This window comes from Streptomyces sp. NPDC050619 (genome assembly GCF_040654815.1).
Lineage (GTDB): Bacteria > Actinomycetota > Actinomycetes > Streptomycetales > Streptomycetaceae > Streptomyces.
This window is the reverse complement of sequence record NZ_JBFAIR010000050.1, coordinates 18,918-43,482: the sequence shown is the minus strand read 5'-3', so window position 1 is coordinate 43,482 and position 24,565 is coordinate 18,918. Positions and strand designations below refer to the sequence as shown.

The window sequence follows — 24,565 nt, the reverse complement described above, 5'->3', positions numbered from 1 at the left end:
CGGGTCCCCCCCCACAGCCCGCAGCATCAGCCGAGGCCGTCCGCACCCACCTGAACCGCGGACTCGTCGAGGACGGTGTCGGTCACGGGCTGCGGGCGTCCGTCCAGGTCGAGGACGGGGGCGGCCTCCTTGTACCAGGACTCGATGACGGCGTTGCCCCAGAAGTCGCGGCGCCGGTCGTCGCGCACGTTCCAGCGGTACGTCTCGTGGTCCGGGTCACCGGTGTAGTAGTCCGAGGTGTAGATCTCCACACGGTGGCCGTCGGGGTCCCTCAGATAGAGGTAGAAGGCGTTGGAGACGCCGTGCCGGCCGGGGCCTCGCTCGATGTGGTGCTCTTTGCGCAGCGAGCCGAAGATGTCGGCCGCGCGCAGTACCTGATGGGACTCGTGGGTGGCCACCCCGACGTGGTGCAGGCGCGGCCCGGCACCCCCCGTGAAGGCGACGTCATGGACGGTCTGCTTGCGGTACATCCAGGCCGCGTACAGCTCGTGCTCGTCACCCTCGATCGTTTCCGAGCAGCCGAAGCCGAGGGACTGGTAGTGGGCGTAGGCGGCGGGTATGTCGGGGGTGCAGATGTTGAAGTGGTCCAGGCGGGCGATCTCGGCGCCGTGGCGGATGTCGTAGCGCTGGATGAGGCGCTCGGCGCGGGCGATCTCGTGGAAGAACTCCACGGGGAAGCCGAGCGGGTCGATGACGCGGACCGCGTCGCCGACACCGTGCGTTCCCTCGCCCTTCTTCAACCGCTTGACCGGGCAGCCGAGTCCGGCGAAGAACTTCTCCGCCTTGTCGACGTCCTCGGGGGTGCGGACGCGATAGGCGATGTGGTCGAGAGCCGCCAGGTCGCCCTTGCGCAGCACCAGCGAGTGGTGGGTGAGTTCGTCCGTGCCGCGCAGGTACAGCGACTCGGCGTCCTCGTACTGCACGTAGAAGCCGAGCATGTCGACCCAGAACCAGCGGGCGGCACCTAGGTCGGTGACGGCGAGCTGGGCGTAGGCGGACCGGATGACGTCGGGGGCGTTCGAGGTGGTCATGAGGTGGCTCCGAAGCGGGGGGTGTGCACCTCGGTGAGGGCGACGTGGACGATCTTCGATTCGGTGTAGAAGTCGATGCTGTGGGCGCCGCCCTCGCGGCCTACACCCGACGCCTTGACCCCGCCGAAGGGAGTGCGCAGGTCGCGGACGTTGTGGGAGTTGATCCAGACCATGCCGGATGCGACGGCGTGCGCGATGCGGTGGCCGCGCTTGATGTCCGAGGTCCAGACGTAGGCGGCCAGACCGAACTGCGTGGCGTTCGCGAGTTCCACGGCCTCGGTCTCGTCGTCGAAGGGAGCGACGGCCACGACCGGGCCGAAGATCTCCTCCTGGAAGATACGGGCGTCGCGCTCGACGTCGGCGAAGACGGTAGGCTGGAGGTAGTTGCCGTCGGCGAGGTGCTCGGGGCGGGTTCCGCCCGCGACCAGCCGGGCCTCCTTCCTGCCGATCTCCACGTAGCTCAGGACGCGCTCGTAGTGTTCGGGGTGTACCAGTGCGCCGACCTCCGTGGCCGGGTCGGAAGGCAGCCCGACGCGTACGTTGGCGGCCCGCTCCGCCAGTCGCCGGGTGAACTCCTCGTACAGCGGGCGCTCGACGAGTACGCGTGAACCTGCCGTGCAGCGCTCCCCGTTGAGGGAGAACACGCCGAACACGACCGAGTCCAGCGCGGCTTCCAGATCGGCGTCGGCGAAGACGACGACCGGGGACTTGCCGCCCAGCTCCATCGACACCGTCTTCAGGTGCTCGGCGGAGGAGCGGATGATGTGCCGGCCCGTGTCGGAGGAGCCGGTGAAGGAGATCAGCGGCACGTCCGGGTGGTCGACGAGGGCCTGGCCGGCCTCCTCGCCGATGCCGTGGACGATGTTCACCACCCCGGAGGGCACGCCTGCCTCGTCGAAGATCTCCGGCCACAGCGACGCGGAGAGCGGGGTCCACTCGGCCGGCTTGAGGATCAGCGTGCAGCCGGACGCCAGCGCGGGTGCCAGCTTCCAACTCTCCAGCATGAAGGGGGTGTTCCACGGTGTGATCAGCCCGGCGACTCCCACCGGTGTGCGCACCACATAGCTGAACTGGTCGTCGCCCTGCCGGAACGCCTCCTCGCCGAGGGCCACGATGACATCCGCGAAGTAGCGGAAGTTCTCGGCGGCGCGCCGCGCCTGGCCGCGGGCCTGCGTGATCGGCAGCCCGGAGTCGTACGACTCGAAGGCGGCGAGCCGGTCATGACGGGCCTCGACGGCGTCGGCGATCCGGTACAGGACACCCGCGCGTGCCCGGTTGGACAGCCCGGCCCACTCCGGGAACGCGACCCGGGCAGCCGTCACCGCCCGGTCCACGTCGGCCGCAGAGCCACGCGCGGCCTGTGCGTAGGCCGTGTTGGAGACCGGGTCGGCGACGTCGAAGGTGCGTCCGTCCGCGGCGTTGACGAGGGCACCGCCGATCCAGTGCGGGATCACGGTGGGAAGGTGCTCAGGGGTGGTGCTCACTGCGCGGCTCCGATCTGCTGGGTGAGGTCTCCGCCCTCGCGGAGCAGCGCGCGGATCTTGGACAGGCCCGCGTCGGTGGGAGAGGTGAGCGGCGGGCGGACATGGGGCGACGCGATACGTCCCTGCTGGTGCAGCACCCACTTCGCCGGCGCCGGGTTCGTCTCGACGAACAAGAGGTCGACGAGCGGGTGCAGGCGGTAGTGGAGATCGCGGGCACCGTCGAAATCGCCCGCCTCCCACAGCTCGTACATCCGAGCCACCGCGCCGGGCGCGAGATTGGCGACGGCTGAGACGAAACCCGCACCGCCGAGCGCGAGCAGCGGCAGACAGAGCAACTCGATGCCCGACCACACCAGCAGTGAGCGCCCGCAGGCGTGCAGCACCCGCGAGAAGTGCTCGAAGTCCTTGGTGGTCTCCTTGACGCCCACGAAGTTCTCGAAGTCGGTGAACAGCCGCTTCACCGTCTCGGGCGCGATGTCGACGGCCGTGCGCGAGGGGACGTTGTAGGCGACGATCGGCAGGTCCGGGAACTCCCGGGCGACGGTCGCGTACCACTGGTACAGCGCCTCCTGCGTGGGGCGCGCGTAGTACGGCGTGATGACGAGCGCGGCGTCGGCGCCCAACTCGGCTGCGGCAGCGGTGAGTTCGAGGGTCTCGTCGAGCTTGTGGGATCCGGTCCCGGGCAGGAACGGGACGCGGTCGCCGATCTCCTCGACCGCCGTCCGCATGCCCGCGATCCGCTCGGCCACGCTCTGCGCGCTGGGCTCGCCGGTGGAGCCGCCCAGTGAGATGCCGTGCGAACCGGACTCCAGCTGGAAGCGGATCAGCGCGCGCAGGCTGTCGTGGTCGACGGCTCCGTCCGCGGTGAAGGGGGTGATGGCGGGAGCGATGGATCCGCGGATGGCGGACGGGTCGCTGCGGAACTTCATGTGGGCTCTCCTCGCGTGCTGTGCTGCTTGCGCCACCGCTCGTACATCTCGTGCCAGTCGGGACCGAGGGGATACAGGCCGTCGATGTCGTGCCCGGCGCGCACCTGCTCGGTGATGAAGCGCTCCCGCTGTTCCTGCTCCCGGCAGTCGGTGATCAGGTCCTCGGCCAGCTCGGGGGGCACGACGACCACGCCGTCCGCGTCTCCCACCAGCAGGTCGCCGGGCTGCACGAGGGCTCCGCCGCAGGCGATCGGCACTCCCGTGTCCCACGGCACATGGCGGCGGCCGAGGACGGAGGGGTGGGCTCCGCCGTGGTAGACGGGCAGCCCCAGTTCGGTGACGGCGACGCTGTCGCGCAGGCCTCCGTCGGTGACCACCCCGGCCGCGCCGCGCTGCTGGGCGCGCAGGGCGAGGATGTCGCCGATCGTGCCGGCGGAGGTGTCCCTGCGGGCGTCCATGACCAGCACATGGCCGGGTCGCAGCTGCTCGATGGCCCGCTTCTGGGCGTTCATGCCGTTGCCGTACCGCTTGAACAGGTCCTCGCGCAGCGGCAGGTAGCGCAGCGTGTGGGCGACGCCGACCATCTTCACGTCCGGCTGTGTGGGACGTACCCCGTCGATGGACATGTGCGGCAGTCCGCGCCCCCGCAACTGTGCGCTGAGGGTGGCGACCGCGACCGAACGCAGTCCCTCCTCGATGCGTTCGTCGAGCAGTGGCTCGGGGGTGAACGCGGCTCCGTGGGCGGCCTCGCGTTCGGCCGCGTCCGTCCTCGGCATCGCTCCGTACGTCTCCAGGGCGGGCCCGGAGGCGATGGGGTTGCGCAGTCGCCCGGTGGACTGCCCGCTGCCGGTGACCTCGACCTCCACCGTGTCGCCGGGGGAGACGACGGACGCGCCGGCCGGAGTGCCCGTAAGGATCACGTCCCCGGGCTCCAGGGTGACCAGTCTCGACAGATCGGCGACGAGCTGGCCGAAGGGGAAGAGCAGCGTGTCGGTGGTGTCGTCCTGTACGAGTTCGCCGTTGACCCAGGTACGCAACCGGAGTGCGGCCGGGTCGAGTTGGCGGGCGTCCAGCAGCCGCGGCCCGATCGGGGTGAAGCCGTCGGCGCCCTTGGAGCGGAGGTTGGAGCCGCGGTCGGCATACCGCAGGTCGTAGACCCCGGCGTCGTTCGCGGCGGTCACCCACCGCACGTGGGACCAGCCGTCCTCCGGCCGCACCCGCTGGGCCCGGCCGCCGACGACCAGGGCGATCTCGCCTTCGAACCCGAGAAGTTCACACCCCTCCGGGCGGACGATGGCCTCCTTGGTGCCTGCCAGCGACGAGGGTGGCTTGAGGAAGTAGGAGGGCTGGGCCGGGATCCGGCCGCGTTCCTTGGCCCGGCTTGGATAGTTGAGATGGACAGCGATGATCTTCGACGGGGGGTTCCCCAGGGGGTGCGTCATCAGGAGCGCTCCAGGCTGCGCTGATCCAGGAAGTCCTGGACCTTCGCCTTGTACGGCTCGCGGTCGTACGACTTCACATACGCGCCGGCCATGCGGACGGGGTCGCCGAAGAAGTAGTACTCGTACAGGGCCTGGCGGCTGGAGAAGGCGGAGATGCAGGTGTCCCAGACCAGACGGAACAGCTTCACGCGCTCGGCGCCGGTGAGGGTGGCCGACTGGAGGTAGGCCTCGATGTCGTCGGCCGCCGGGCCGGTGATGTCGAGTTCGGTCGGGGTGGCCATCAAGCCGGAGGCGCCGAGCTTGCGCAGGATCTGCGGGAAGCGCTGGTAGAGCTTGGGGTAGAGGTTGCGGGCGGCGTTGAGGGGGGCCCAGGCCGGGGTCAGCACGCCGTACTCGTTGACCTCGGCGTCGGCTTCCGCCGCGCGCAGGAAGGCGCGCAGCGTCTCCAGGGTGGTGATGATCTCGGCGATGTCCTCCTGGACGTGCTGGAACTGCTCGATGCCGATGGCCTCCGTGAGCAGGGTCACCAGTCCGAGGACGTACTCGGTCTTGGCGGTGGTGCGGGTGACGACCTGGTGGGTCATGTGCACCACGGAGGACGTCTGGGAGTAGAAGCCGTTGCACAGCTCGGCGTCACCGAGCGCGAAGCAGCGCTCGAAAGGCACGTGCACGTCGTCGAAGACGACCACACAGTCCGACTCCTCGAAGCGGGAGGCGAGGGGGTGGTCGTGGCGCGGGCGGTCGTAGTCGAGGGGCTCGCGGGCGATGTAGCGCAGGCCGGGGGTGTCGTTGGGGATGGCGAAGGCGTACGAGTACGGCTTGTCCTCGGGCGTGCCGCGCAGCACGGTCGAAGGGAAGACGAGCATCTCGTCGGCGAAGGGGGCGATGGTGGCGAGCATGCGCGCCCCGCGGATCACCACGCCGTTGTCGTCCTCCTTCACGATGCGTGCCGCGAGCTTGCCGCCCGCCTGCTGCGTGCCCGCCACGGCCCGGTTGACCTGCGGCGGGATCAGCGTGTGCGTGCACAGCAGATCCTCTTCGCGGGCCTTCTCGTAATAGCGGCGGATGTTCTCGCCGAAGGCGGGGTTGGCCTGGGCGAACCAGTCGGCGGCCGAGGCGAGGGCCATCAGGGAGCTGTTCATGTAGTCGCCGGTGCGGCCCAGCATGCCGTTGCTGTGGTCGGCCCACACCTTGAACGCCTTACGGCGCTTGACGAGCTCGTCGGGGGTGCGCGGAGTGAGGAAGGACGTGCCGACCGGCTCACCGGAGGTGGGGGACGCGTACGTGAGGACGTCCTTGTGTTCGTCGCTGTGCTGGAGGTCGTACAGCTCGGCATAGGTCTGCACCACGTTGCGGAAAGCGGGGTGCTCCTGGATTCCTCCGGTGAGCGTCTCGCCCTGGATGTGCACGGTGGGGCGGGACTGGGAGAGGCGCTCGAGGAATTCCTTGCCGGTGCGTGCGGCCATGGTGGTTCTCCTGGGAGTGCGGTGGGGTTCGAGGAAGGGGGCGGGCCGGGCGGAGGAGAGCTTCAGAAGAGGTGCTCGATGCCGTCGGTCGACTCGGTCGTGGACGCGAAACGGCTCCAGGCGTAGGTCAGGGCGTCGCCGTCGCGGTGACCGAGGTCGGTGACGCGGCCGAGGACCAGGGTGTGGTCGCCGCCGTCGTACGTGCGCCAGGGCTCGCACTCCACCCAGGCGAGCGGGTCGGCCAGCCGGGGGACGCGCGCGCCCTGCGCCCAGCGGGGCTCCGCGGTGCTCGGGGCCCCGGCGAACAGCCGGGCCAACTGCTCCTGCTCGGCACCGAGGATGTTCACGCAGAAGGGCCCGTCGGCCAGCTGGTCGTGGCAGCGGGCCCGGCGGGCGACGCTGACCAGGACCAGCGGCGGTTCGGCGGACACGGACGTGAAGGAGTTCATGGTGGCGCCCCGCGGACCGCTGTCGGTCGCGTACGACACCACTGTGACGCCGGTGGCGAAACGGGACATGCAGGCACGCAGCGCGCCGGGACTGGGGGGAGCGAGTGCTTCGGGCATACGAGGCTCCTTGGGATCGATCGCACCCAGGGGACAAAGCAGGACGACTGATACTCAAAACATGTAATCAATGCTTTGATTAATTAGGGACCGTACTCCCGTCGGCATCTCTGGGGTAGCCCTCGGGTGAAGGTTTTTCGCGGCCCGGACCCCGACCTAGACTCCGACTGTGACCCAGGAACCGGAACCGCTGGATGCCGACCACCTGCACTTCTGGTCGTTCATCGACCACGCCGTCGACCGGGCCTCGCGGGAACTCCCCGGCATCGATCCGCTCGCCATGCGGCTGGTGCTCACCCTCCACCGCGCGGCCAACATGCTCGTCTACGACCTCGAATCCGCCGTACACAGGCCTCGCGGCTGGTCATGGCCCGGCTTCCGAGTGCTGTTCGCCATCTGGCTGTCGGGCCCGGTCGAGGCCAAGAAGGTGGCGGAGCTGTCCGGCATGAGCCGAGCCGCCGTGTCGGCGCTGGTGAGCACGCTGGAACGGGATGGCCTGGTGAGCAAGGAGCGCGCCTCCTACGACGGGCGCGCGGTCCAGCTCGGCCTCACCGAGGCCGGCCTGCATGCGATCACCACTGCCTTCCAGGCACACAACGCACGTGAACAGGAGTGGGCGGGCGCCCTCAGCGAGGACGAGCAGCAGACCCTCATCGAGTTGCTCGGCAAGCTGACCGCGCACTCCGCGCACTTCGACGTCCGGCATCGGACCTGAGGGGTCTCGTCTCAGGTGAGGAATGGGAGTGCCTCGACGACGGCGCGTTGGGCAGCGTGCAGGTCCTTGCGCAGCGCTGCGACGCCGGCGGTGCCGAACTGCTCGGCGGCTACACCGACCGTATGCGGGTGAGCCGTGACATGTGTTCGGCCTGGCCGTCGACGAGTCTTCGCAGACCAGGGCCTCGATGTCCGACTGAGGGGGGCGGGGCCCCACCGTAACCACGGCAGGGCCCCATGAGGTCCAGGCTCGGAGACGTTAATCGCGGCCCGACGAGGACGCGCCCTGAGCGGGCTCCAGCTTCACCCACTTCGCGATGCTCGGCACGCCTCGCTCGTCCAGCAGGAACAGCATGTGCCATCCGGGCGGGGCGTCGGCCGCCGTTTCCGGCGTCTGAAGGCTCAGCGTGTTGCCGTCACGGCTGTTGATCTTCAGCTTCAGGTGGCGCTGGCTGGGGTTCGTCGAGTGGGTGGCGGTCGTCGGCGCCACCAGGACGGCGTCGGTGACCCGTCCCGGCGTGGAGGTCTGCACCGTGAAGGCGGAGTCGTAGTTCAGCGCACCGGCCGGGGCCCTGTTCAGCTGGGGCCGGTTGCCGACGTGCAGATACCACGGCTCGAACATCTCGATGCTGCCGTGCATGTCGTCCTTGATGTCAGGGTCGTTGGCGATCTGCTGCGCCTCGTCGCCGGTGACCAGGATCCGCCCGTCGGGCATGAGGACCGCGTTGGAGTGGTAGCCGCGCGGCAGCCGCTGCACCGGGCCGAGCGTCCAGCTGCCGTTCTCGTCGCGCGCCTCGGTGTGGCGGTACTTGGGCAGGGCGTTCGGGTTGTACAGGCCGTTGCCGTAGTTGCGGATGTGGAAGGAACCGTTGACCGTGAACAGCTTGCCGTCCGGCAGCAGGAGAGTGCTGTCGTTCGCCCGGCCGAAGGCGCGGGGCTCGCGCTTGTTCCAGGTCTTGCCCTTGGTCAGCTCGTAGGTGTTCGGGTCGTCCCGGTTGCCGCCGAGGAGCAGGACCGAGTCCGGGCCCTGGAAACCGTTGGGCAGCGGCACCGCGGAGCCGTAGATGCGCTCGGGGTTGCAGCCCTCGCCGTTGCCGTCCCTCGTGTCCTTGCAGGGAATGTTGGGCCGGTCCGGCAGCTTCGCGCGGGACTCCGTGTTCAGGTCGAAGACGTACTGCTCGTCGAGCTGCCGGCCGAGGCCGTAGACCTTGCCGTCGCGCAGCGTGAACAGCTGTGGATAGTCCTTGGTGAAGGGCGCCTGGGCACGGAACGTGTCGACCGGTACGTTCGCGGGCACGTCGGCCTTCTGCCACGGCACCGGGTGCGACTTGGCGGGGAAGCGCTCGACGATGGGGGTGGGGGTGCCCCAGCCGAGCTCCGACTGGCCCGACATGATGAGCAGTCGGCCGTCGGGCCCCTCCACGACGCCGGGATACCAGCGCCCGACCGACATGTCCGCGTTGCGGTGCCAGGTCTCGGTCCAGGGGTCGAAGACGAGTGACAGCTTGGCACCGCTGCCCCCGTTGCCGCCGAGGTTGCCGCCGAACACCCCGAGCATGCCATTGGGCAGGAACGCGTGGCCGGCACAGAAGAACGGTGCCGGCCGCGCCTCGTTCTTGCCGTCGGGCATCACCACCATGGGCGGAGCCACGTTCTTGAAGGCGTCGCGTCCCGTGCCCTTGGCCGGGTCCCACAGATACGCGCGGCCGGCGTTCTCCTTGCCGATGACGTCGGTGGGGGCGGTCTCCTTCTGGGGGTTGTCCTCGATCGGCTCGAAGGAGAAGAGCAGCACCTTGCCGGTGGGCAGCATGGCGATGTGGTCGCCGTAGTCCGGTGAGGGGAAGTACTCCGCGAACCGGCCGAACTTCGCGGGCGCGAACTGCTTGTTGGTCTCCGCCTGGGACTTCGTCAGCTCCTTCAGCCTCGCCGTGCGGGTCGACTGCGGGTACTCGCCCATGGCCTTGGCCGTGGCCCGGAGGCCGGCGTGCTCCTTGGCGTGCGCCTCGCCCAGGACGGCGGCCTCGTCCTCTCTCATCTCTTTCTTGATCTGCCGATCGGTCACACGGACCTTTTCGGACTCGCCCGGGTCGTCGGCGACTTCACTGTGATGGACCCCGTCGTGCGCATACACGGAAGGCGCGGTGAGGACCGTCGTGGCGGTCACCGCGGATACGAGTGCGCACGCCAGAAAGGCAGCGGAAATCTTTTGTGGGGACATGGCTCTCCTAGCCGTCCGAGGGCATGCGGGAGGGGAAAAGCGTGTGGGGAAAGCAGGGGCGCAGAAAAGGGGAGATAAATGCGAAGGGGGGCTGCGGCGGATGCGCCGGAAGGGGTATTCCCAACCTTTCCATAAATCGATCCGCTGTAACATCCGAAAACACGTACGACCTGTCACTCACTCCTTGCGCAGCGGTATTTCACGTCGTTACGGACGTGCGCTCCGCCATCCGGGTGAACCCCCGGCTTTTTCTGCATCCGCATCGGAACGCGTCTCTATCGTCAATTCCGACGGGGTAGCAGGAGCCGACATCATTCCGCGAAATTCTCCGGAGGAAGCGCACGCATGGCCACAGCAACGACCGACCCCCACAACCTTTTCCTCCGCGAGGACGCCGAGACTCAGGGTGACGTACTCGCCGGGTTCAAGAAAGACCACATGCAGCTGCTGTTCCTGCGGTTCGAGAGCCCGGAAACGGCGCGTACGTGGTTGAAACAGTTGCGGCCGCTCATCGCCACGACCAAGCAGGTGGCGTCGTTCAACAGGGAATTCTCCCGGGCCCGCTCATACTCGGGTGGCGACGACCCGAGGAACCTGAACGCGCTGTGGTACGGCCTCAGCCTCACCTTCGAAGGCCTGTCGTTCCTCACCGGCCACAACCCGCTGCCCGGCGTCGACAGCAACAGCACCGACGGACCGCTCAAAGCCTTCGTCGAGGGCCCGGCCAAGCGGGCGGAGGCTCTCGGCGACACGGGTCAGAACGCCCCGCAGAACTGGCTCTTCGGCAACTTCGGCGACGGACGGGTCCACGCGGTGCTCACCCTCGCGGCCGACCAGCCGCACGTACTGCGGGCCACCCTCGGAGACGTCCGTCAGGATCTCGCCCGCGCCAGCATCGTCACCGTCTACGAGCAGGAGGGCGCCACCCTCGAGGGCCCCCGCCGGGGCAGGGAGCACTTCGGCTTCAAGGACGGCGTCAGCGAGCCGGCGATCAAGCACCTCGACGAGCCCGACCCCGACAACCCGGTCTACGAGAAGGGCCATCCCGGCACCATCCTCATCAAGCCCGGCGAGTTCGTCGTCGGGCTGGAGCGGGAGCGCCCGCACCCCCTGCCCTACCCGGAGTGGGCGCAGCACGGCTCGTTCCAGGTGGTGCGCCGGCTTGCCCAGGACGTCCCCGGCTGGTGGGCCGGCGTGGCCGCGCAGCTGAAGGTGCTGAAGGAGGCGAAGGCCGCGCCTCCGGAGGCGACGACCGAATGGCTGGCGGCCCGGCTCGTCGGACGCTGGCGCTCCGGCACTCCGGTGGCGAAGTGTCCGCACGCGGACATGTCGTACAACGCCGAGTCGTCGAACGACAACCTGATCTCGTTCCGGGACGACCCGCAGGGGACGACCACCCCGCTCTGGTCCCACCTGCGCAAGACCAACCCCCGTGACGGCTTCCCCGTCAGGGGCAAAGACAAGGAGTTCCACCCGGACACGAAGTTCAACCACCGCAGGCTCATGCGCCGCGGCATCCCCTACGGCCTGCCGTTCGACCCGTCCGCCTCGGCGCTCAACGGTCCGGACGCGCCGCGCGGCCTGGTGTTCGTCTGCTATCAGGCCGATCTCTTCCGGCAGTTCGAGTTCATCCAGCGGGACTGGATGAACGACGAGACGTTCCCCAAGCCCAACCCCGACACCCACCACGAGAAGGTGGACCCGGGCCCGTTCCCCACCGGATCCGACCCCGTGGCGGGTGAGGAGACCGTGGTCCGCTGGGAGCGCCCCCAGGGCGGCGAGCCGGTCGCGCTGAGTTTCGCGCAGTTCGTACGGACCGAGGGCGCGGTGTACGCCTTCGTGCCGTCGGTCTCGGTCATCGACCAGCTGGCCGAGGGCCGGATGAACACCAACATGGTCGTCTCGGGCTTCACGATCTTCACGGTCGGCAGCTTCGACAACACCGAGCGCGACACGGTCGACTCGGGCACGGTGCGGCTGTTCCTCCAGCCGGACGGCAACCTCGTGGTCATCGACAACAGCAACGACAGGGTTCTGTGGTCCGCGGACACCGCCAACCCGGCCCGCGAGAAGACGCAGGCCAGGTTCGCCGACGGGGAGTTCTTCGTCTGCACCGTGAAGGAGGGCAACCAGATCGACCAGAAGCTCTGGACCTCCGGCACCGCGGGCAAACCCGAGGCCAAGCTCGTCGTCCAGACGGACGGGAACGTGGTGATCTACCACCAGGGCAAGGCGATCTGGCACACCGACACCGCACTGCGCTGACGTCCCACCGCGCGCGTCGCCCCTTCAGCCCACTCGCCCTTGGGCGGGTGGGCTGCGCCGGTCCACCGGTTCAGTCCTTCGGGCCGATGAGACAGCAGTGCTGCCGCTCCGGCGCGACCGGCGGGCGTACCTCGGCGGCTGGGAAGAGCGATCTCGCGTGGTCCGGGCTCCACAGCACGTCGTACCGCCCGCACGGGCCGACCGGGCCGCGGGCGTCGAACACCAGGGTGTGGTCCACGACCGCGCACCAGAGCGCCTCGCGCGCGTGCTCGACGACGGCGTCCAGGCGCGCCGGAACCGGGCGCGGCTCCGGCGCCTTCCCCAAGGAGCGGCTGTTCAGCCGCCACCGCACGTTGGACTCGTGTCCCTTGTCCCGCGGCGCCCAGTCCGGGTCGAGGAAGGTGAAGGCGAGCACCCCGTCGTCGGTCAGCAGCGACCGCAGCGCACGCACCAGTTCCACGGTCTCGTCGTCCGGCGTGTGGGTGAAGACCGAGTAGGCGAGGATGTAGTCGAAACGCGTTTCCAGGTCGGGCAGTTCGAGTCCGGGGACTCCGCCGGGATTGAACTGCGGGTTGTACCGGTCGTAGAAGATCCAGTGGGCCCGCGGTGTGCGCCGTCGTCCCTCCTCGATGGCGGTCCGCAGCACGTCCACACACCAGTACAGCGACGGCTGGACGCGTCCCGCGGACTCCTCCAGAAACGTGCCGACGTTCCCGCCGAAGTCCAGCACCCGGCGCCCGGACCAGTCCGGGCGGCCGAGTTGGGAGTCGAAGTAGGCGAACTGACCGGTCTTCGTGGAGATGTAGGACGCCTGCCGGGGCGAGGCGGCACGGTGGGCCGGAGACGGAAAGGTGCTCACCAGGTGACGGGAAGGGCGGCGATGGCCTGGATGCGCTGGTGCCCCTTCCAGTCGGCGGACGCCTCGGGGTCCGCCGGCCGAAGGCTGGGAAAGCGGGCCAGCAGCGACGTGAGGGCGATCCGCAGCTCCGCCCGCGCCAGGTGGGAGGCGAGGCAGCGGTGGATGCCGTGGCCGAAGGCCACATGCGGATTGGGGTCACGGCCCAGATCGAGGCGCTCGGCGTCGGCGAAGACGTCCGGGTCGTGGTTGGCGGAGTTGATCGAGACCACGACGGACTCTCCGGCCCGGACGGTGACCCCGGCGATGTCGACGTCCTCGGTGGCCGTCCTGATCTGACCGTCCCTCAACACGAGGTGATACCGCAGCAGTTCCTCCACCGCGCTCTCCGCGAACGCCGGGTCCTCCCGCAGCCGTGCGAGATCGGCGGGCCGGTGCAGCAGCGTGCGCAGGGCGGAGGCCAGGACGGCGGTGACGACCGTGTGGCCCGCGAACAGCAGACTGACCCCGATGCCGGTCAACTCGGCGTCGGAGAGCGCCCCCTGCTCGTCATGAGCGGTGACCAGGGCGCTGAACAGATCGTCGCCGGGCGCCGCGCGCCGGGCGTCCATCAGGGCGGCCAGGTACGCGCACATCTCCCGCTGGGCCGCCGTGATCCGCTCCAGGGGGCCCCTGCCGTTCATCGTGTCCGCCAGAGCCAGGATCCGGTGGCTGTCCCCGGCCGGGACGCCCAGCCAGGCGCAGATCACGGCCACGGGCAGGGGGCGGGCGAAGCCGGCGACCAGGTCGGCGGGCGGGCCGGTCTCGGCCATGGTGTCGAGCAGACCGTCAGTGATCTTCTGGATCACCGTCAGCGACCGGTGGACCTGCCGCGCCCTGAACTCCGGCATGACCAGCCGCCGCAGCCGGGCGTGGTCCGGCGGCTCGGTGTCCCGGATGAGGGTGACACCGGCCGGGAACGGGGTGGTGAACAGCCGGGGCGCGTCGGGCCCGGTGTGGGCCGTGACGCTGAAACGCCGATCGCGCAGCACCTGACGTACGTCCTCGTACCGGGTCATCAGCCACACCTCGTGGCCACTGGCGACGACCACACGGGTCGCGGGTTCGTATCCACGCAGCCGGGCCAGCCTCTCGAACACCTCGGTGTGGTCACGGGTGTCGAAAGGGAAGGCCATCGGCGGGCTCGGCACGGCCATCGAAGCCACTCCTCACTCGACTCAGGGTTTGTGGAAGGACGGGTCGTGGTCGTCGCCGAGTGCGGCGCGGCCGATGGTGGCGAGAATGTGGTCGTCGTTGTCGTGGCGCTGGTAGAAGGTCAGGTCGCGCAGGATCCGCTCCACCGGGCTGGGGCGCACCAGGCTGCGGGCGCCGCAGGCACGGATGCAGTGGTGCACGGTCTCCTCCGCCAGGTGCTCGATGACATGCCGGGCCTTGCTGCCGGCGATCCTGGCCTCGTCCGCCCGGCCCTCGTCCCACAGCGCCGCGACATGACGCAGCCACAGACGGGCGGTGTCCACGTTGACCGCCATGCTGCCCGCCCGCTGCCGCACGTACGGGTCGGCGCCCTTGTCCTGCTTCTTGATGTACGCCAGCCCGTACGCGCACGCGGCCTGGGCGGCGCCCAGGAAGCTGGAGGCGTAGTGGGGGACGAACGCGGCCTGCCACTGCCCGCTGAGATAGCTGCCGGGGGCGCCGATGAGGTGGTCCCGGGGGATGAACGTGTCGTCGAACCGCACCAGGTGGCTGACCGTCGCGCGCATGCCCACCGGATCCCACCACGTGCTGTCGACGCTCACGGTCGGGTCCGACAGATCGCAGGCGAGCATGAGCAGTTCGCTGCCCGCGGCCCTGCTGCTCGCGGCTGCCTGGCCGTTCGGGGCGGGTTGCGCGTGACGGGCGGTTTGCGCGTGCCGGGCTCCGCCGGGTCCGGCCGGGTCGACGAACAGGATGGCCCACTGGGCGCCGGTGGCGCTGGTGGCGAACGCCTTGGTGCCCCGTACGGTCCAGCCGCCCTCGACCGGGGTGAGCGCGGTGCCGAAACGGCTGGTCTCCCCGGGCTTGGGGGCCCGGGGCTCGCCGCTCCAGGCCACCCACTTCGCCCCGCGCTCGACCACGCCCGCGAACCAGCGCCGCTTCTGCTCGGGCGTTCCCAGGGCGTCGATGAGCACCAGGGAGTTGGCGTGCCCCTCCCAGCAGCGCGCCAGCGACAGATCGGCCGAGGCGAGGGTGGTGGTCAGTTCCCACAGCGCCAGCGTGTTGCGCCGCTGCGGGCCGAAGCCCAGTCCGCCGTACTCGCGCGGTACGGCGGCGGCCAGCAGTCCGGCCGCGAAGAGGTCGTCGAAGTCCTCGGCCGGGAAGGCGGCCCTGCGGTCGTAGTCGTCCGCGCGGGCGGAGAACGTCTCGGCGGCCAGCTTCCGGGCACGGTCGAGGGCGGCCTGGTCTCCGAGCATCGGACCGTGCGGAGGGGGAGGGCCGTGCACCAGGTCGGCGGTCATGGGAGGGGTGCCCCTTCCGGTGGTTCGGACGGCTGGGCGAGTCCCGGGCGGTAGTAGTGGGCGCGGTACATCACGGGCGGCACCCGCTGGTCACCGGGGTGGGCCGTGTGGACGTCGATGGTCAGCAGGCCGCGGTTGAGATAGCCGCAGAGGATGGCGGTCCGGGCGCCGAGCCGTCCCTCGGCGAGGAATCCCACGGCCGGGCCGTCGCCGCCCGCGTCCACCAGCGGTGTGGCGGCGAGTGCGGTGTGGGTGTCGGGGACGCCGGGGCCGCCCTCGGCGATGCTCAGCGCGAGTCGGCCCTCGTCCGCCACGGCGTCGACGAGCCGGATGCCGGTGGCCGTGGTGTCGAAGTTGACCCACCCGCCGGTGAGGTCGGCCAGGTCGGTCTGCGGTGCCGTCGTCATACGACCTCCCCCGCCCGGTGGAAGAACGAGCGGGTCCACTCGCCGGGGCCCCCGCCGTCGAGGGGCACGCTGGAGGCGGTGGCCACGAGGATGCCGGTCTTGTAGTAGGCGGACACAACGGTGCGGAGCCCGCCGAGTTCGTAGACGGCGGCGAACGACCAGGCCACGGACGGCGTACCGGGCGCGGTGTAGACGGCCGCCGGTACCTCGCCCCAGTCGCGCGGCTGGCGACCCGCCGCGCGGCGGCCGTCAGCCGGGGCGCTGCCGAAGGCCCGTACGGTCAGGCCCGTTCCGCACTGGGCGACGGTCAGCCGGAGAGGGCTCTTGGACACCGCGCCGCGGTCGGTGTTGAGCCAGTCGCCCAACAGGGCCGATATGTCAGGGCCGTCCGGTGCGAGCGGCTCGGCCGATGATGTCGTACCGGCCACCGAGTTGATGGTCACGAGGTGCTCTCCCTTCCCCAGAGGTTCGCCCCGCGGTCTTCCGCGGGGGGTTCATGGGCCGGGCGCCAGGTGCAGGCCGTCGGCCGGCCCGTGACAGGCGCCGGGGCCGGCCTGTGCCGATGTGCCGACCGCCGGGGCCCGCGCACGGTCGGCGCACAGGGCGCGCAGCACGGCGGGCGGCATCGGATGCCCCGTCAGCAGCCGGAACTGCTCCTGGACTTCGACGAGCAGCACCTCCCAGCCGTCGATGCCGAGCAGACCGCGGGCGCGCGCCGCCTCCATCAGCTCGGTGGGCGGGTCTCGGTACGCCATCTCCAGCACGGTGGCCTCGGGATCGGCCGTCGCGACGGGAAAGGGCGGCCGCTCCACCAGCGGCGTGGCCTGGACCAGCACGCCGTAGCCGGCCGCGCTGAACCCGGACAGCGGTACGAACGGGACACGCATGCGCCGTGCGGAGTCCCGGCCCCGCTCGTGTCCCCGGTTGACGAGGGTCACATCAGCCCCTGCCCCCAGCAGGGCCACTGCGACCGCTCGGCCGGCCCCGCCGCATCCGACGACCGCGGCCCGCAGGCCCGCCGGGTCGATCCCGGCCCGGGCCAGTGCGTGCAGGGCCCCGACCGTGTCGGTGGTGTCGGCCCGCCAGAACCCCTCCTCCTGCCACAGGAGGTTCGCCGCACCGCACTGGAGGGCCGTCGGGCTCGCCACGTCCGCCAGCGCGAGGGCGGTCTCCTTGTGGGGGGCGGTCACGGTCAGCCCCCGCACCGGCAGTCCGCTCTCCTCCCCGAAGCGGACGGCGGCCCGCCAGAACGGCGCCAGAGCCTCCGCCTGGAACGGGAGATACAGCGCGGGCAGGCCCAGCGTACGCAGCGCGGCGTTGTGCAGGCGCGGCGACAGCGAACGCCCTGAGTTGCGGCCCGCGATGCCGAAGAGGCCGCGCAGCGGGGGCAGTTCGGGCAGCCCGTAGTCGGTGACCAGTTGCCCGACGCTCGGCATGCCGTCCGGGCCCGGCGCCGAGACCCGGCCGAACACCACGGGTGCGCCCAGCCAAGGGGCCAGGATGCGGGTCCAGGTACCGGCGGGCCCGGACGCGAACGCGGTGACGTCCCCGCGCCCGAGGCCGGCCAGCAGCGACGGAGCCGCCGTGCCGCCGTCCTCGCCCGCCTGCTGTGGCTGCGGGCCCGGGGAGCGGGCGTCGGCATCGACATCGACATCGAGGAGATAAAGCGCCGCGGGCACGGCCCGCAGGGAGGCGAACTGTTCCCTCAGGGCCGCGTGGCCGTCGGTGCCCCGCCCGGCCGGAAGTGTCCCGCGCCAGGAGACGCGCCGCCGCCGCGCGGGCACGGCGGCCAGCAGCTCCGGCCGCGCCAGATCGTGGGGCCACTCCAGATCGACCATGTCGTAGTGCTCCGCGGCGCGCAGCAGCCGCGTGCGCCGCTCGGCCGGGACGGGGTCGTGGCCGCCGCCAGGCGCCGGGGTGCGCAGACAGTACGTCAGAGTGCCCGTGAAGTGCTTGCGCAGCTGGGCCGGATCGGGATCGCCGAGCAGGTCGGCCCGGACCTCCAGGGACTCGGCCACCCCGTCGAGGCAGCGCAGCCGGGCGCTGCTGAGATCGTCGGGTTCGGCGGCCACGGCCACCAGGCGGGCCCGGCGCACCGCACCAGGGCCGCCGCTGCTCCCCTCGGTCAGCTCCAATGGACGTACTCCTCCAGGCGAGCCCGCTGCGGGACGAACTGGTTCACCGGCGCCGCCTCGTCGGGGTATCCGACGGCCATGGTGCAGACGATGATCCGGTCGGCGTCGATGTCCAGCTTCCGGCGCAGCGCGTCCGCGTAGCCCGCGACGCTGAACTGCGGGCAGCTGCCGAGTCCTCGGGCGACCAGGCCGAGCATGACGTTCTGAAGGAAGAGTCCGGCTTCCAGGAAGGTCCCGGACACCGCGTCGCCGGGGACGTGGCAGACCAGGGCGGCCGGCGCGCCGTAGAAGCGCAGGTTGTCGCGGAGATGGGCCCGGGCGGCCGAAGGGTCGTCGGGGGCGTGGCCCTTGGCGCGCAGCACTCCGGTCAGGGCGGCGCGGGCGCGTTCGGCCGCGGTGTCGTCGAGCGTCGGCGTGCGGTTGGCGCAGTCCGGCCGTGGCTGCTCTCCGCGGTCGAAGCCCTCACAGAGCGTGCGGACCAGCGCGTCCAGCGGGCCGCCGGTCACCACCGTCAGCCGCCACGGCTGAATATTGCGGCTGGAGGGCGCCTGGCCCGCGGCGAGAAGCACCTCCGCCAGGACGTCCCGGGCAACCGGCCGATCGAGGAAGGCGCGCTTGCAGTGGCGGGACGCGATCAGGGACAGGCCGTCTGAGCGCGGGTCGCGGTCCGCGCTGCCGTCGTACGGCACGAGGTCCTGCGCCAGTACCTTCGCCGGGTTCTCGCACGTGGGCTCGTCATGGACCGTCATGGGTACGTCATCACTCCCTCGCGCCTCAACTGAGCCCGGCCGCATGGACGTCGGGGCCGGGATCGCTGCCGAGGAACTCGTGCAGACGGGTGCGGACCAGCTCCTGGATGCGGCGGGCGCACTGGTGGTAGACCTCGGCCGACTGCCCCTCGGGGTTGGGGACGTCGCCGTTCGGGTCCAGGCAGAGGGTGCGGTGCTCCGCGTCGGGCGCCAGGGCGAGCACGGCGTCGCGGTGCGAGCGCGTCATGCAGTAGATGACGGAGCTGTCGCGACACAGCCTGGGGGTGATCGCCCGCGCCCGGTGGCGGCGCGGGTTCGCGGGGCCGGGCACGCGCCGTAGACCGAGCTCGGCGAGAGCGGTCCGGGCGGCGGGGGCCAACGGCGCTCCCGGCCGTGCGGGGGAGACTCCCGCACTGGCGAAGCGCACACCGCGGGCGCTGCCGCCCGCCTGCGTGGCATGGGCCCGGGCGATGACCTCCGCCATGGGCGAGCGTGAGGTGTTGCCGCCGCAGACGAACAGCACCCGGCGCGCGCCTGTGCCGCGCTCCCGCCACCAGGAGACCGCCGCGGGGTAGGACAAGGACGCGATGGCGGTGACGATGAAGACGAGCGCGAGAAGCTGAGCGTTCCCCGGCACCGGCAGCCCGGCCAGCCCGGCCAGGGCGTACGAGGCGACCAGGCCCGACAGCAGACTGGCGCACCGGTTGGCCGGGACGCACCAGGTGTACACGCGGCGGTCGAGGTAGATCAGCGTGCCGAAGACGAACAGCACCTCGTACGCCATGCCGATGCCGACGGCTGCCCAGGCGGTGGGAGTGGTGAGGAAGGCGGTGAATCCGGTGCGTAACTCCGGTTGCCCGGCCAGGGCCGCCGCCGCCAGGATCCCGACCAGGAAAACCGGCGCGGCGGCGTGCTCCTCCACGAAATAGCGGCGATCGGTTTCCTTCACTCCGGTCTTGGCCACGCGGCTCATAATCTCGAACCGCCCCACGTAACCCGCGAGATAGGTGAGCACGCTCAACACCGTCGCCAGGGTGAGGTGGTAGCTGTTCACATCACCGAGAGCCACCGAAACGGCCAGCAGGCTGAAAGTCAGTGCAGCCCATGCCGAGCCGGGGACCTTCCGTTTACGCGCCGAGTCGATCAGCGGTGAAAGGATCAGCACACCCCCGCGCATCAGCAGCAGCACGAGAAGGATGGAAACACCGGCGAAGGTGAAATTCAGCGTTGTGGTGGCGATGATGAGCGAGGCGAAGAACCCCGCCAGCAGTGTTTCCCTGCCCGGCAGGCGGACGCGGCCCAGCCTCGGAATCTCGCGCTGCCCTGCGTAGCCCCACCATCCGCTCGCCATCAGGAAGAGCGGCATCACGACCAGCTGGCCCAGGGCCGCCGCCGGCAGGAGCACCAGGCCGTCGACCGGTTCTCCCGCGAGTGGCGAAACTCCGCTGGACACCGCTTTTACGAGCATGGCGTAGGGAATATAGGAAAGAAAATATCCAAGTGCGAGCCAAGCCATTCGCGTGACCCCCCGGGAGTTCCCCAGCGTCGATAACCGACCCTGACGAGTGTGCAGGGGTTCCGTGGACCGCGCAAGGGCCTCATCTTCCCGGATGTGCAGGAAGGTTTCTTTCAGGACGTGGCTGTCGGCGTATTATCCGACGCCACGCAGGCGCACGATTTATTCATTATGGCGTGCGCCCCTCTGTGCGCCGGTCGAATGCGTCCATTCACTGCTTGTGCGACTTGACGGGCCTGCCGAAAAGGCGGCGAAGTGGGCGTGCACCTCACCTCGCCGCCGGTGGTGGTTACGTCATCGCGCCTCTCGTGCCTCTCGTGCCTCCCGTGCGTACGGCGCCACGGTAATCCGGTCGATCAGCGGTGCGTAGCGGGAGCGGAGCAGTACGCCGGGGAAGGTGTCCGAGGCGTAGGTGCCGCCGTCGAAGTTCGGCAGTTCCTCGGAGCGGAAGGTGATCGTGTTCTGTCCCTTCTTCAGGTGGACGGGGACGGTCAGCTCCCAGAAGTTGTTCTGATGGAAGCTGTGCGGGAAGCTCACGCGCCGCGCCTCGCCGCCGTTGACGCCGATGTCGGCATGACGGGCGAGCGGGTCGGGGTTGTAGTGGGTGGCCTCGGCCTGCTCGGGGTTGGAGTAGCGGATGCGCAGCGCGTACAGGCCGGTCCGGTCGGCGCCGACAGTGAACGTCGCGGTGTTGCCGTTGCCGGGTTCGCCGCCGATGCCGGTGATCGCCGTGCCGGCGGTGGCCAGGGAGAGCGGGGTCAGCCTGGCCGAGCCCGCGAGCTTGGCGGTGCCCGCCTCGTACGTACGCGTATCGAGGGCGCCCTCGGTCGGGGTGACGGTGAGGCGGTCGACGAGGGTGGTGGACGAACCTCCGGTCACCGTCACCTTGTTGACGCCGCCCGAGAGGGAGACCGCCACGCTGCTCTCGCCCTTGGCCAGGCGCAGGACGTCGTGCCCGTTGACGGAGAGCCGGGCGCCCGTGCCGCCGAGGGTGTCGACTCTGAGGGTGGCCTCGCGGTCGGCGGGGGAGTAGACCCAGAAGGTGGCGGTCTGGCCCTTGGCGAGCCGGGCCGCGCCCGATCCGGTGGCCGCCTGCTTCGGCAGGTCGTAGACGGGTCGCGCTCCGCCGTCCAGCCAGGCCAGCTCGCCCTCGTACGCCTGCGTGCCGGCTGAAGCCTCCGGCAAAGACAGGGTGAGGCGGTCGACGATGGCGTCGCCCTTCGTGACGCGCTTGCCGTCGGCGCTCTTCGCGGCGAGCGTGAGGGTGTGCTTGCCCTTGGTGAGCTGGACCTTGGTGTCGGTGTGGTCCCACACCACCCACTTGTAGCCCAGCGGCAGATACAGCTCCTGCTCGCTGTCGGCCTTGCCGTCCACGCGCAGGAAGACGTTGGTGGGTCCCTGCTCCTTCACCTTGTCGAAGGTGTTGAGGGAGTTGGCGAAGACACTCAGGTCGTAGGTGCCGTCCTGCGGCACGTCCACGGTGAGGTCGAGCGTGACGTCGGATCCGGTGCGCAGGCCGCCCACGTCGTACCCGCCGGAGGTGTAGAACTTCGACACGTCGCGCGGCGAGCCCTCCGGGCCGTTCTTGGAGTAGCCGGACCCGGTGTGCGCGGCGTCCTCCGCCTCGTACGAACCCTGCCAGCGCACGGGCGGGGACTGCGTGCCCTTCGCCTTCCCGGCCGGGCTGAGGACGATCTCGTACGCCGAGGACTCCGCCAGCTTCGGCAGCGCGCCGTCGCCGAAGTCGACGACCACCGTGCCGTCGTCACCGACCTTCAGGTTCTGCTCCGTGAGCAGCTTCGGGCCGGAGGAGTCGCCCACCTGCCCGCTCCAGTCGATCTCCTTCACCCAGGCGTGCACGCGGTCCCCGAAGAGCTTCTTCGGCACGTTGTCGAAGGTGATGTGGCCCTTGCCGGTGGAGCCGCCGAAGATCAGCCGGGCCTGCTTCTTCTTCTCGTCCAGCGTGCCGACGCCCTGCATCGTGTAGTTCTCACCGGGGAACGGCGGCGTCACGTTCACCGTGTGCCCGCTCATCGAGGCGTACGAGTTGAGCAGCCACCACTGGCCGTTGCCGCGGCCCGACTGCACAGCGGAGTCGGAGAGGTTGCCGTCGATGTTCCAGTAGGCGATGTCGGCGTCCACCTTGGACTCCTCGATCGCGGACACCCACTGGATCATCTGGCCGGGCACCGAGGTGTGGTAGTTGAAGGCGTACTCGTTGATGTTGACGGGGAGTTGGGTCCCCTCGCGGTCGGTGCCCTTGAACAACTCCTTCTCCCACGCCCGGTACTTGGCGACGCTCTCGCGCACCGCCTCCGGGTGGCTCAGCTCGTGCCAGGTGATGACGTCCGGGAGGGTGCCGGCGGCCAGGGTGTGCGTGAGGAAGCCCTTGACCTGGTCGTAGAGGACGCTGGTGTTGGGGCCGGCGATGCGGGCGTCGGGCATCTTGCTCTTGATGAGCTGGTAGAAGTCGTCCCAGGCGGCGAAGTAGTCGTCGGGGTCGCTGAGCCAGCTGACCTTGTCGTAGCTCCACTCGCCGGTGCCGAACATGTTGCCCTCGGGCTCGTTGAACGGCACGAAGACGATGTTGTCCTGGTACTGCTTCGGCAGTCGCAGGACCTGGTCGACCTGCTTCGCGATCTTCTCCCGGTAGAGCTTGAGCTTCTCCTCGGGTGTGTCACCCGGCCACTGGTAGGGGAAGCCGCGGTGGATGTCGGTCATGTAGATGTACACATCGCCGTTCGTCGAGTCGGCGAGCGGCTTGACCACGTCCAGTGCGTCGGCGCCGGGGTGCTGCGGGCCGTCCTGTGCCTTTGTGGAGACCGTGCGCAGGCCCATGCCCTCGATGAGGTTGTTGGTGGGGACGTCCGCCCCGTACACGCCGTAGAGGGTGCCGGAGGCGCCGCCGTGGAACGCGCCGGTGTCCGAGCCGAGGTCGACGGAGAGCTGCCCCTCGCGGACCACGGTGACGGTCGCCTGCACGGCCCGCCCGGCCGCGGTCCCGGCCACCGTGAACGTGCCGGGCCGGGCGTACTTGTCGGACGGTACGGCGTCCCAGGCGATCGGGGTGTCGCGGTCGTAGCCGTCGGAGAAGGAGGAGCGGACGGTGGCCGGGAGGGACGGGGCGGTCCCGGTCGTCGTACGGGCCTCGAAGGACGTCCGCGAGATCTCCTGGAGGGTGGGCAGGCTCCCGGCCGTGCCGGCCACCTGCTCCGGGCTGAGCGCCGAGTGCCACACGGTGAAGTCGTCGATCGCGCCCTTGAGCAGCGGGTCCGGGTAGAAGGACTTGCCCAGGTAACCGGCGGACGTGGCCGAGCTGTCCAGCAGGTCCTTCGCCTTGACGCCGGTCTCGGTGGAGGAGACCGCCACGCCGTCGAGGTAGGTGGTGAGCCGGCCGGCGGAGGTGTCCAGGGTGACGGTGATGGTCCGCCACTGGTCGGCGGGGAGCGGCGCGTACCCGCGGACCTGTGCCTCCGCGCCCCCTCCACCGGTGGTGGCGGAGGTCTGCAACAGCCCGCCGTTGTTGTTCGGGGTGGTGAAGAGGTACTTCGTGTTGTTGGTCCCCAGGTCGAAGATCCGCTGCCAGGGCGACGTGTCGTCGCTCCACTTCACGCGGGCCGAGACGGTCAAGTCCGTTGCGTCACCCAGTACTTCGCGGGGGAGGCGGACGTACGCGCCGTTCGAGGTGGGCGCCCCGCCGGGCAGGGCGAGCGCCTTGCCCCCGTCCGTGCCCGCGACGGAGGCGGCGGTGTCGCCGTTCACCAGGCTCGCCGTCAGTCCGTTGCCGGAGCTGTCGGTGATGCTGCCCGAGGCGAGGTCGTCCTGGTCGAAGGTGTAGCGGGCGGCGGGCGGGGGTGCGTCGGCCGCCTGTGCGGAGACGGACGGTGCGGCCAGCAGGCCCGCGCCCAGAGTCAGTGCCACGGCGGCCGCGGCTCGGCGCCGGGCGGATCTGTCAGCGGATGGCATGGATTGCGTCCTCATCATCGGGGGAGCGGTTCCGGTTGACCCACTTCGGCCGGCTCGCGTCCGGCCATCTCTTCCCGCCGGCCGGACCGGCGGCCGGGGTTCGGGCTGTGTCGGATGGTGGAGGTGGGGCGAGTCGAACCGGTTCGGCGAAGCTAGCACCGAGGAAACCGGCCAGCAATCCCCTCGACACAGGGAACCTCCGCTGTGTACGCCGGATCGCGGGGACCTTACGGAAAGCGTGGTCCGAACTGTTGACAGCCGCCCGGCCTGTTCCTACCGTCACTTCACGCGAACCGGTTCGACAACCGGCCGTCGTCTCTCTTCCC

At 70.1% G+C, this 24,565-nt stretch carries 18 protein-coding genes; 2 read left to right on the top strand and 16 right to left on the bottom strand.

The window, feature by feature from the left end:
* Positions 1-26 precede the first annotated feature (26 nt).
* The 6 genes from hpaD to AB0I77_RS47590 all read right to left on the bottom strand — a co-directional run bounded on the left by hpaD (position 27) and on the right by AB0I77_RS47590 (position 6,918).
* The gene (gene hpaD, locus AB0I77_RS47615) at positions 27-1,031 is read right to left on the bottom strand and encodes a 3,4-dihydroxyphenylacetate 2,3-dioxygenase (protein ID WP_363289213.1); all 1,005 of its coding nucleotides are present in this window, start codon (positions 1,029-1,031) and stop codon (positions 27-29) included.
* A complete protein-coding gene (hpaE, locus tag AB0I77_RS47610; protein WP_363289212.1) occupies positions 1,028-2,515 on the bottom strand; it encodes a 5-carboxymethyl-2-hydroxymuconate semialdehyde dehydrogenase in 1,488 nt (495 codons plus the stop codon). The genes hpaD and hpaE overlap by 4 nt, the downstream gene beginning before the upstream one ends.
* Positions 2,512-3,444: a 4-hydroxy-tetrahydrodipicolinate synthase gene (dapA, locus tag AB0I77_RS47605; protein WP_363289211.1), complete on the bottom strand. Its 933-nt coding sequence runs from the start codon at positions 3,442-3,444 to the stop codon at positions 2,512-2,514. The genes hpaE and dapA overlap by 4 nt, the downstream gene beginning before the upstream one ends.
* The gene (locus AB0I77_RS47600; RefSeq protein ID WP_363289210.1) at positions 3,441-4,886 is read right to left on the bottom strand and encodes a fumarylacetoacetate hydrolase family protein; all 1,446 of its coding nucleotides are present in this window, start codon (positions 4,884-4,886) and stop codon (positions 3,441-3,443) included. Before AB0I77_RS47600 ends, dapA begins: the two co-directional genes overlap by 4 nt.
* Complete coding sequence (gene hpaB, locus AB0I77_RS47595) at positions 4,886-6,352, bottom strand: 4-hydroxyphenylacetate 3-monooxygenase, oxygenase component (protein ID WP_363289209.1); 1,467 nt, start codon at positions 6,350-6,352, stop codon at positions 4,886-4,888. Before hpaB ends, AB0I77_RS47600 begins: the two co-directional genes overlap by 1 nt.
* 62 nt (positions 6,353-6,414) lie before the next feature.
* Positions 6,415-6,918 (bottom strand): flavin reductase family protein, encoded by a 504-nt coding sequence (locus tag AB0I77_RS47590; RefSeq protein ID WP_363289208.1) that lies wholly within the window; start codon positions 6,916-6,918, stop codon positions 6,415-6,417.
* A 169-nt stretch (positions 6,919-7,087) separates the two neighbouring features.
* Between AB0I77_RS47590 and AB0I77_RS47585 the strand changes: the two genes are divergently transcribed.
* The gene (locus tag AB0I77_RS47585; RefSeq protein ID WP_363289207.1) at positions 7,088-7,633 is read left to right on the top strand and encodes a MarR family winged helix-turn-helix transcriptional regulator; all 546 of its coding nucleotides are present in this window, start codon (positions 7,088-7,090) and stop codon (positions 7,631-7,633) included.
* Between the two features lie 258 nt (positions 7,634-7,891).
* Here AB0I77_RS47585 and AB0I77_RS47580 read toward each other — a convergent pair whose 3' ends face one another.
* A complete protein-coding gene (locus AB0I77_RS47580; RefSeq protein WP_363289206.1) occupies positions 7,892-9,796 on the bottom strand; it encodes a galactose oxidase early set domain-containing protein in 1,905 nt (634 codons plus the stop codon).
* Positions 9,797-10,195: 399 nt separating this feature from the next.
* Between AB0I77_RS47580 and AB0I77_RS47575 the strand changes: the two genes are divergently transcribed.
* On the top strand, positions 10,196-12,115 hold the full coding sequence (locus AB0I77_RS47575) for a Dyp-type peroxidase (RefSeq protein ID WP_363289205.1): 1,920 nt from the start codon (positions 10,196-10,198) through the stop codon (positions 12,113-12,115).
* A 70-nt stretch (positions 12,116-12,185) separates the two neighbouring features.
* Here the strand turns inward: AB0I77_RS47575 and AB0I77_RS47570 are convergent, their stop codons facing one another.
* From AB0I77_RS47570 to AB0I77_RS47530, 9 genes are all read right to left on the bottom strand, one after another.
* Positions 12,186-12,974: a class I SAM-dependent methyltransferase gene (locus tag AB0I77_RS47570; protein WP_363289204.1), complete on the bottom strand. Its 789-nt coding sequence runs from the start codon at positions 12,972-12,974 to the stop codon at positions 12,186-12,188.
* Positions 12,971-14,167 carry a cytochrome P450 gene (locus AB0I77_RS47565; RefSeq protein WP_363289202.1) on the bottom strand — a complete coding sequence of 399 codons (1,197 nt, stop codon included), beginning with the start codon at positions 14,165-14,167 and terminating at the stop codon, positions 12,971-12,973. Before AB0I77_RS47565 ends, AB0I77_RS47570 begins: the two co-directional genes overlap by 4 nt.
* Before the next feature lie 21 nt (positions 14,168-14,188).
* On the bottom strand, positions 14,189-15,466 hold the full coding sequence (locus tag AB0I77_RS47560; protein WP_363289201.1) for an acyl-CoA dehydrogenase family protein: 1,278 nt from the start codon (positions 15,464-15,466) through the stop codon (positions 14,189-14,191).
* Entirely contained in the window at positions 15,463-15,873 is a 411-nt protein-coding gene (locus AB0I77_RS47555) for a hypothetical protein (RefSeq protein ID WP_363289200.1), read from the bottom strand. The genes AB0I77_RS47560 and AB0I77_RS47555 overlap by 4 nt, the downstream gene beginning before the upstream one ends.
* Positions 15,870-16,316 carry a hypothetical protein gene (locus tag AB0I77_RS47550; RefSeq protein WP_363289199.1) on the bottom strand — a complete coding sequence of 149 codons (447 nt, stop codon included), beginning with the start codon at positions 16,314-16,316 and terminating at the stop codon, positions 15,870-15,872. The genes AB0I77_RS47555 and AB0I77_RS47550 overlap by 4 nt, the downstream gene beginning before the upstream one ends.
* A gap of 51 nt (positions 16,317-16,367) precedes the next feature.
* Positions 16,368-18,008, bottom strand: a complete 1,641-nt coding sequence (locus AB0I77_RS47545; RefSeq protein ID WP_363289198.1) for a hypothetical protein — start codon at positions 18,006-18,008, stop codon at positions 16,368-16,370.
* The gene (locus AB0I77_RS47540) at positions 17,999-18,757 is read right to left on the bottom strand and encodes a nitroreductase (RefSeq protein WP_363289197.1); all 759 of its coding nucleotides are present in this window, start codon (positions 18,755-18,757) and stop codon (positions 17,999-18,001) included. Before AB0I77_RS47540 ends, AB0I77_RS47545 begins: the two co-directional genes overlap by 10 nt.
* A gap of 25 nt (positions 18,758-18,782) precedes the next feature.
* A complete protein-coding gene (locus AB0I77_RS47535) occupies positions 18,783-20,225 on the bottom strand; it encodes a hypothetical protein (RefSeq protein ID WP_363289196.1) in 1,443 nt (480 codons plus the stop codon).
* A 342-nt stretch (positions 20,226-20,567) separates the two neighbouring features.
* Positions 20,568-24,239 carry a LamG-like jellyroll fold domain-containing protein gene (locus tag AB0I77_RS47530; protein WP_363289195.1) on the bottom strand — a complete coding sequence of 1,224 codons (3,672 nt, stop codon included), beginning with the start codon at positions 24,237-24,239 and terminating at the stop codon, positions 20,568-20,570.
* Positions 24,240-24,565 lie beyond the last annotated feature (326 nt).

What these genes read in the sequence shown, in the direction of transcription:
- hpaD (WP_363289213.1), bottom strand. Translation starts at nt 1,031, where the DNA reads ATGACCACCTCGAACGCCCCCGACGTCATCCGGTCCGCCTACGCCCAG.
- dapA (WP_363289211.1), bottom strand. Translation starts at nt 3,444, where the DNA reads ATGAAGTTCCGCAGCGACCCGTCCGCCATCCGCGGATCCATCGCTCCC.
- AB0I77_RS47600 (WP_363289210.1), bottom strand. Translation starts at nt 4,886, where the DNA reads ATGACGCACCCCCTGGGGAACCCCCCGTCGAAGATCATCGCTGTCCAT.
- hpaB (WP_363289209.1), bottom strand. Translation starts at nt 6,352, where the DNA reads ATGGCCGCACGCACCGGCAAGGAATTCCTCGAGCGCCTCTCCCAGTCC.
- AB0I77_RS47590 (WP_363289208.1), bottom strand. Translation starts at nt 6,918, where the DNA reads ATGCCCGAAGCACTCGCTCCCCCCAGTCCCGGCGCGCTGCGTGCCTGC.
- AB0I77_RS47575 (WP_363289205.1), top strand. Translation starts at nt 10,196, where the DNA reads ATGGCCACAGCAACGACCGACCCCCACAACCTTTTCCTCCGCGAGGAC.
- AB0I77_RS47565 (WP_363289202.1), bottom strand. Translation starts at nt 14,167, where the DNA reads ATGGCCGTGCCGAGCCCGCCGATGGCCTTCCCTTTCGACACCCGTGAC.
- AB0I77_RS47560 (WP_363289201.1), bottom strand. Translation starts at nt 15,466, where the DNA reads ATGACCGCCGACCTGGTGCACGGCCCTCCCCCTCCGCACGGTCCGATG.
- AB0I77_RS47555 (WP_363289200.1), bottom strand. Translation starts at nt 15,873, where the DNA reads ATGACGACGGCACCGCAGACCGACCTGGCCGACCTCACCGGCGGGTGG.
- AB0I77_RS47540 (WP_363289197.1), bottom strand. Translation starts at nt 18,757, where the DNA reads ATGACGGTCCATGACGAGCCCACGTGCGAGAACCCGGCGAAGGTACTG.
- AB0I77_RS47535 (WP_363289196.1), bottom strand. Translation starts at nt 20,225, where the DNA reads ATGCTCGTAAAAGCGGTGTCCAGCGGAGTTTCGCCACTCGCGGGAGAA.
- AB0I77_RS47530 (WP_363289195.1), bottom strand. Translation starts at nt 24,239, where the DNA reads ATGCCATCCGCTGACAGATCCGCCCGGCGCCGAGCCGCGGCCGCCGTG.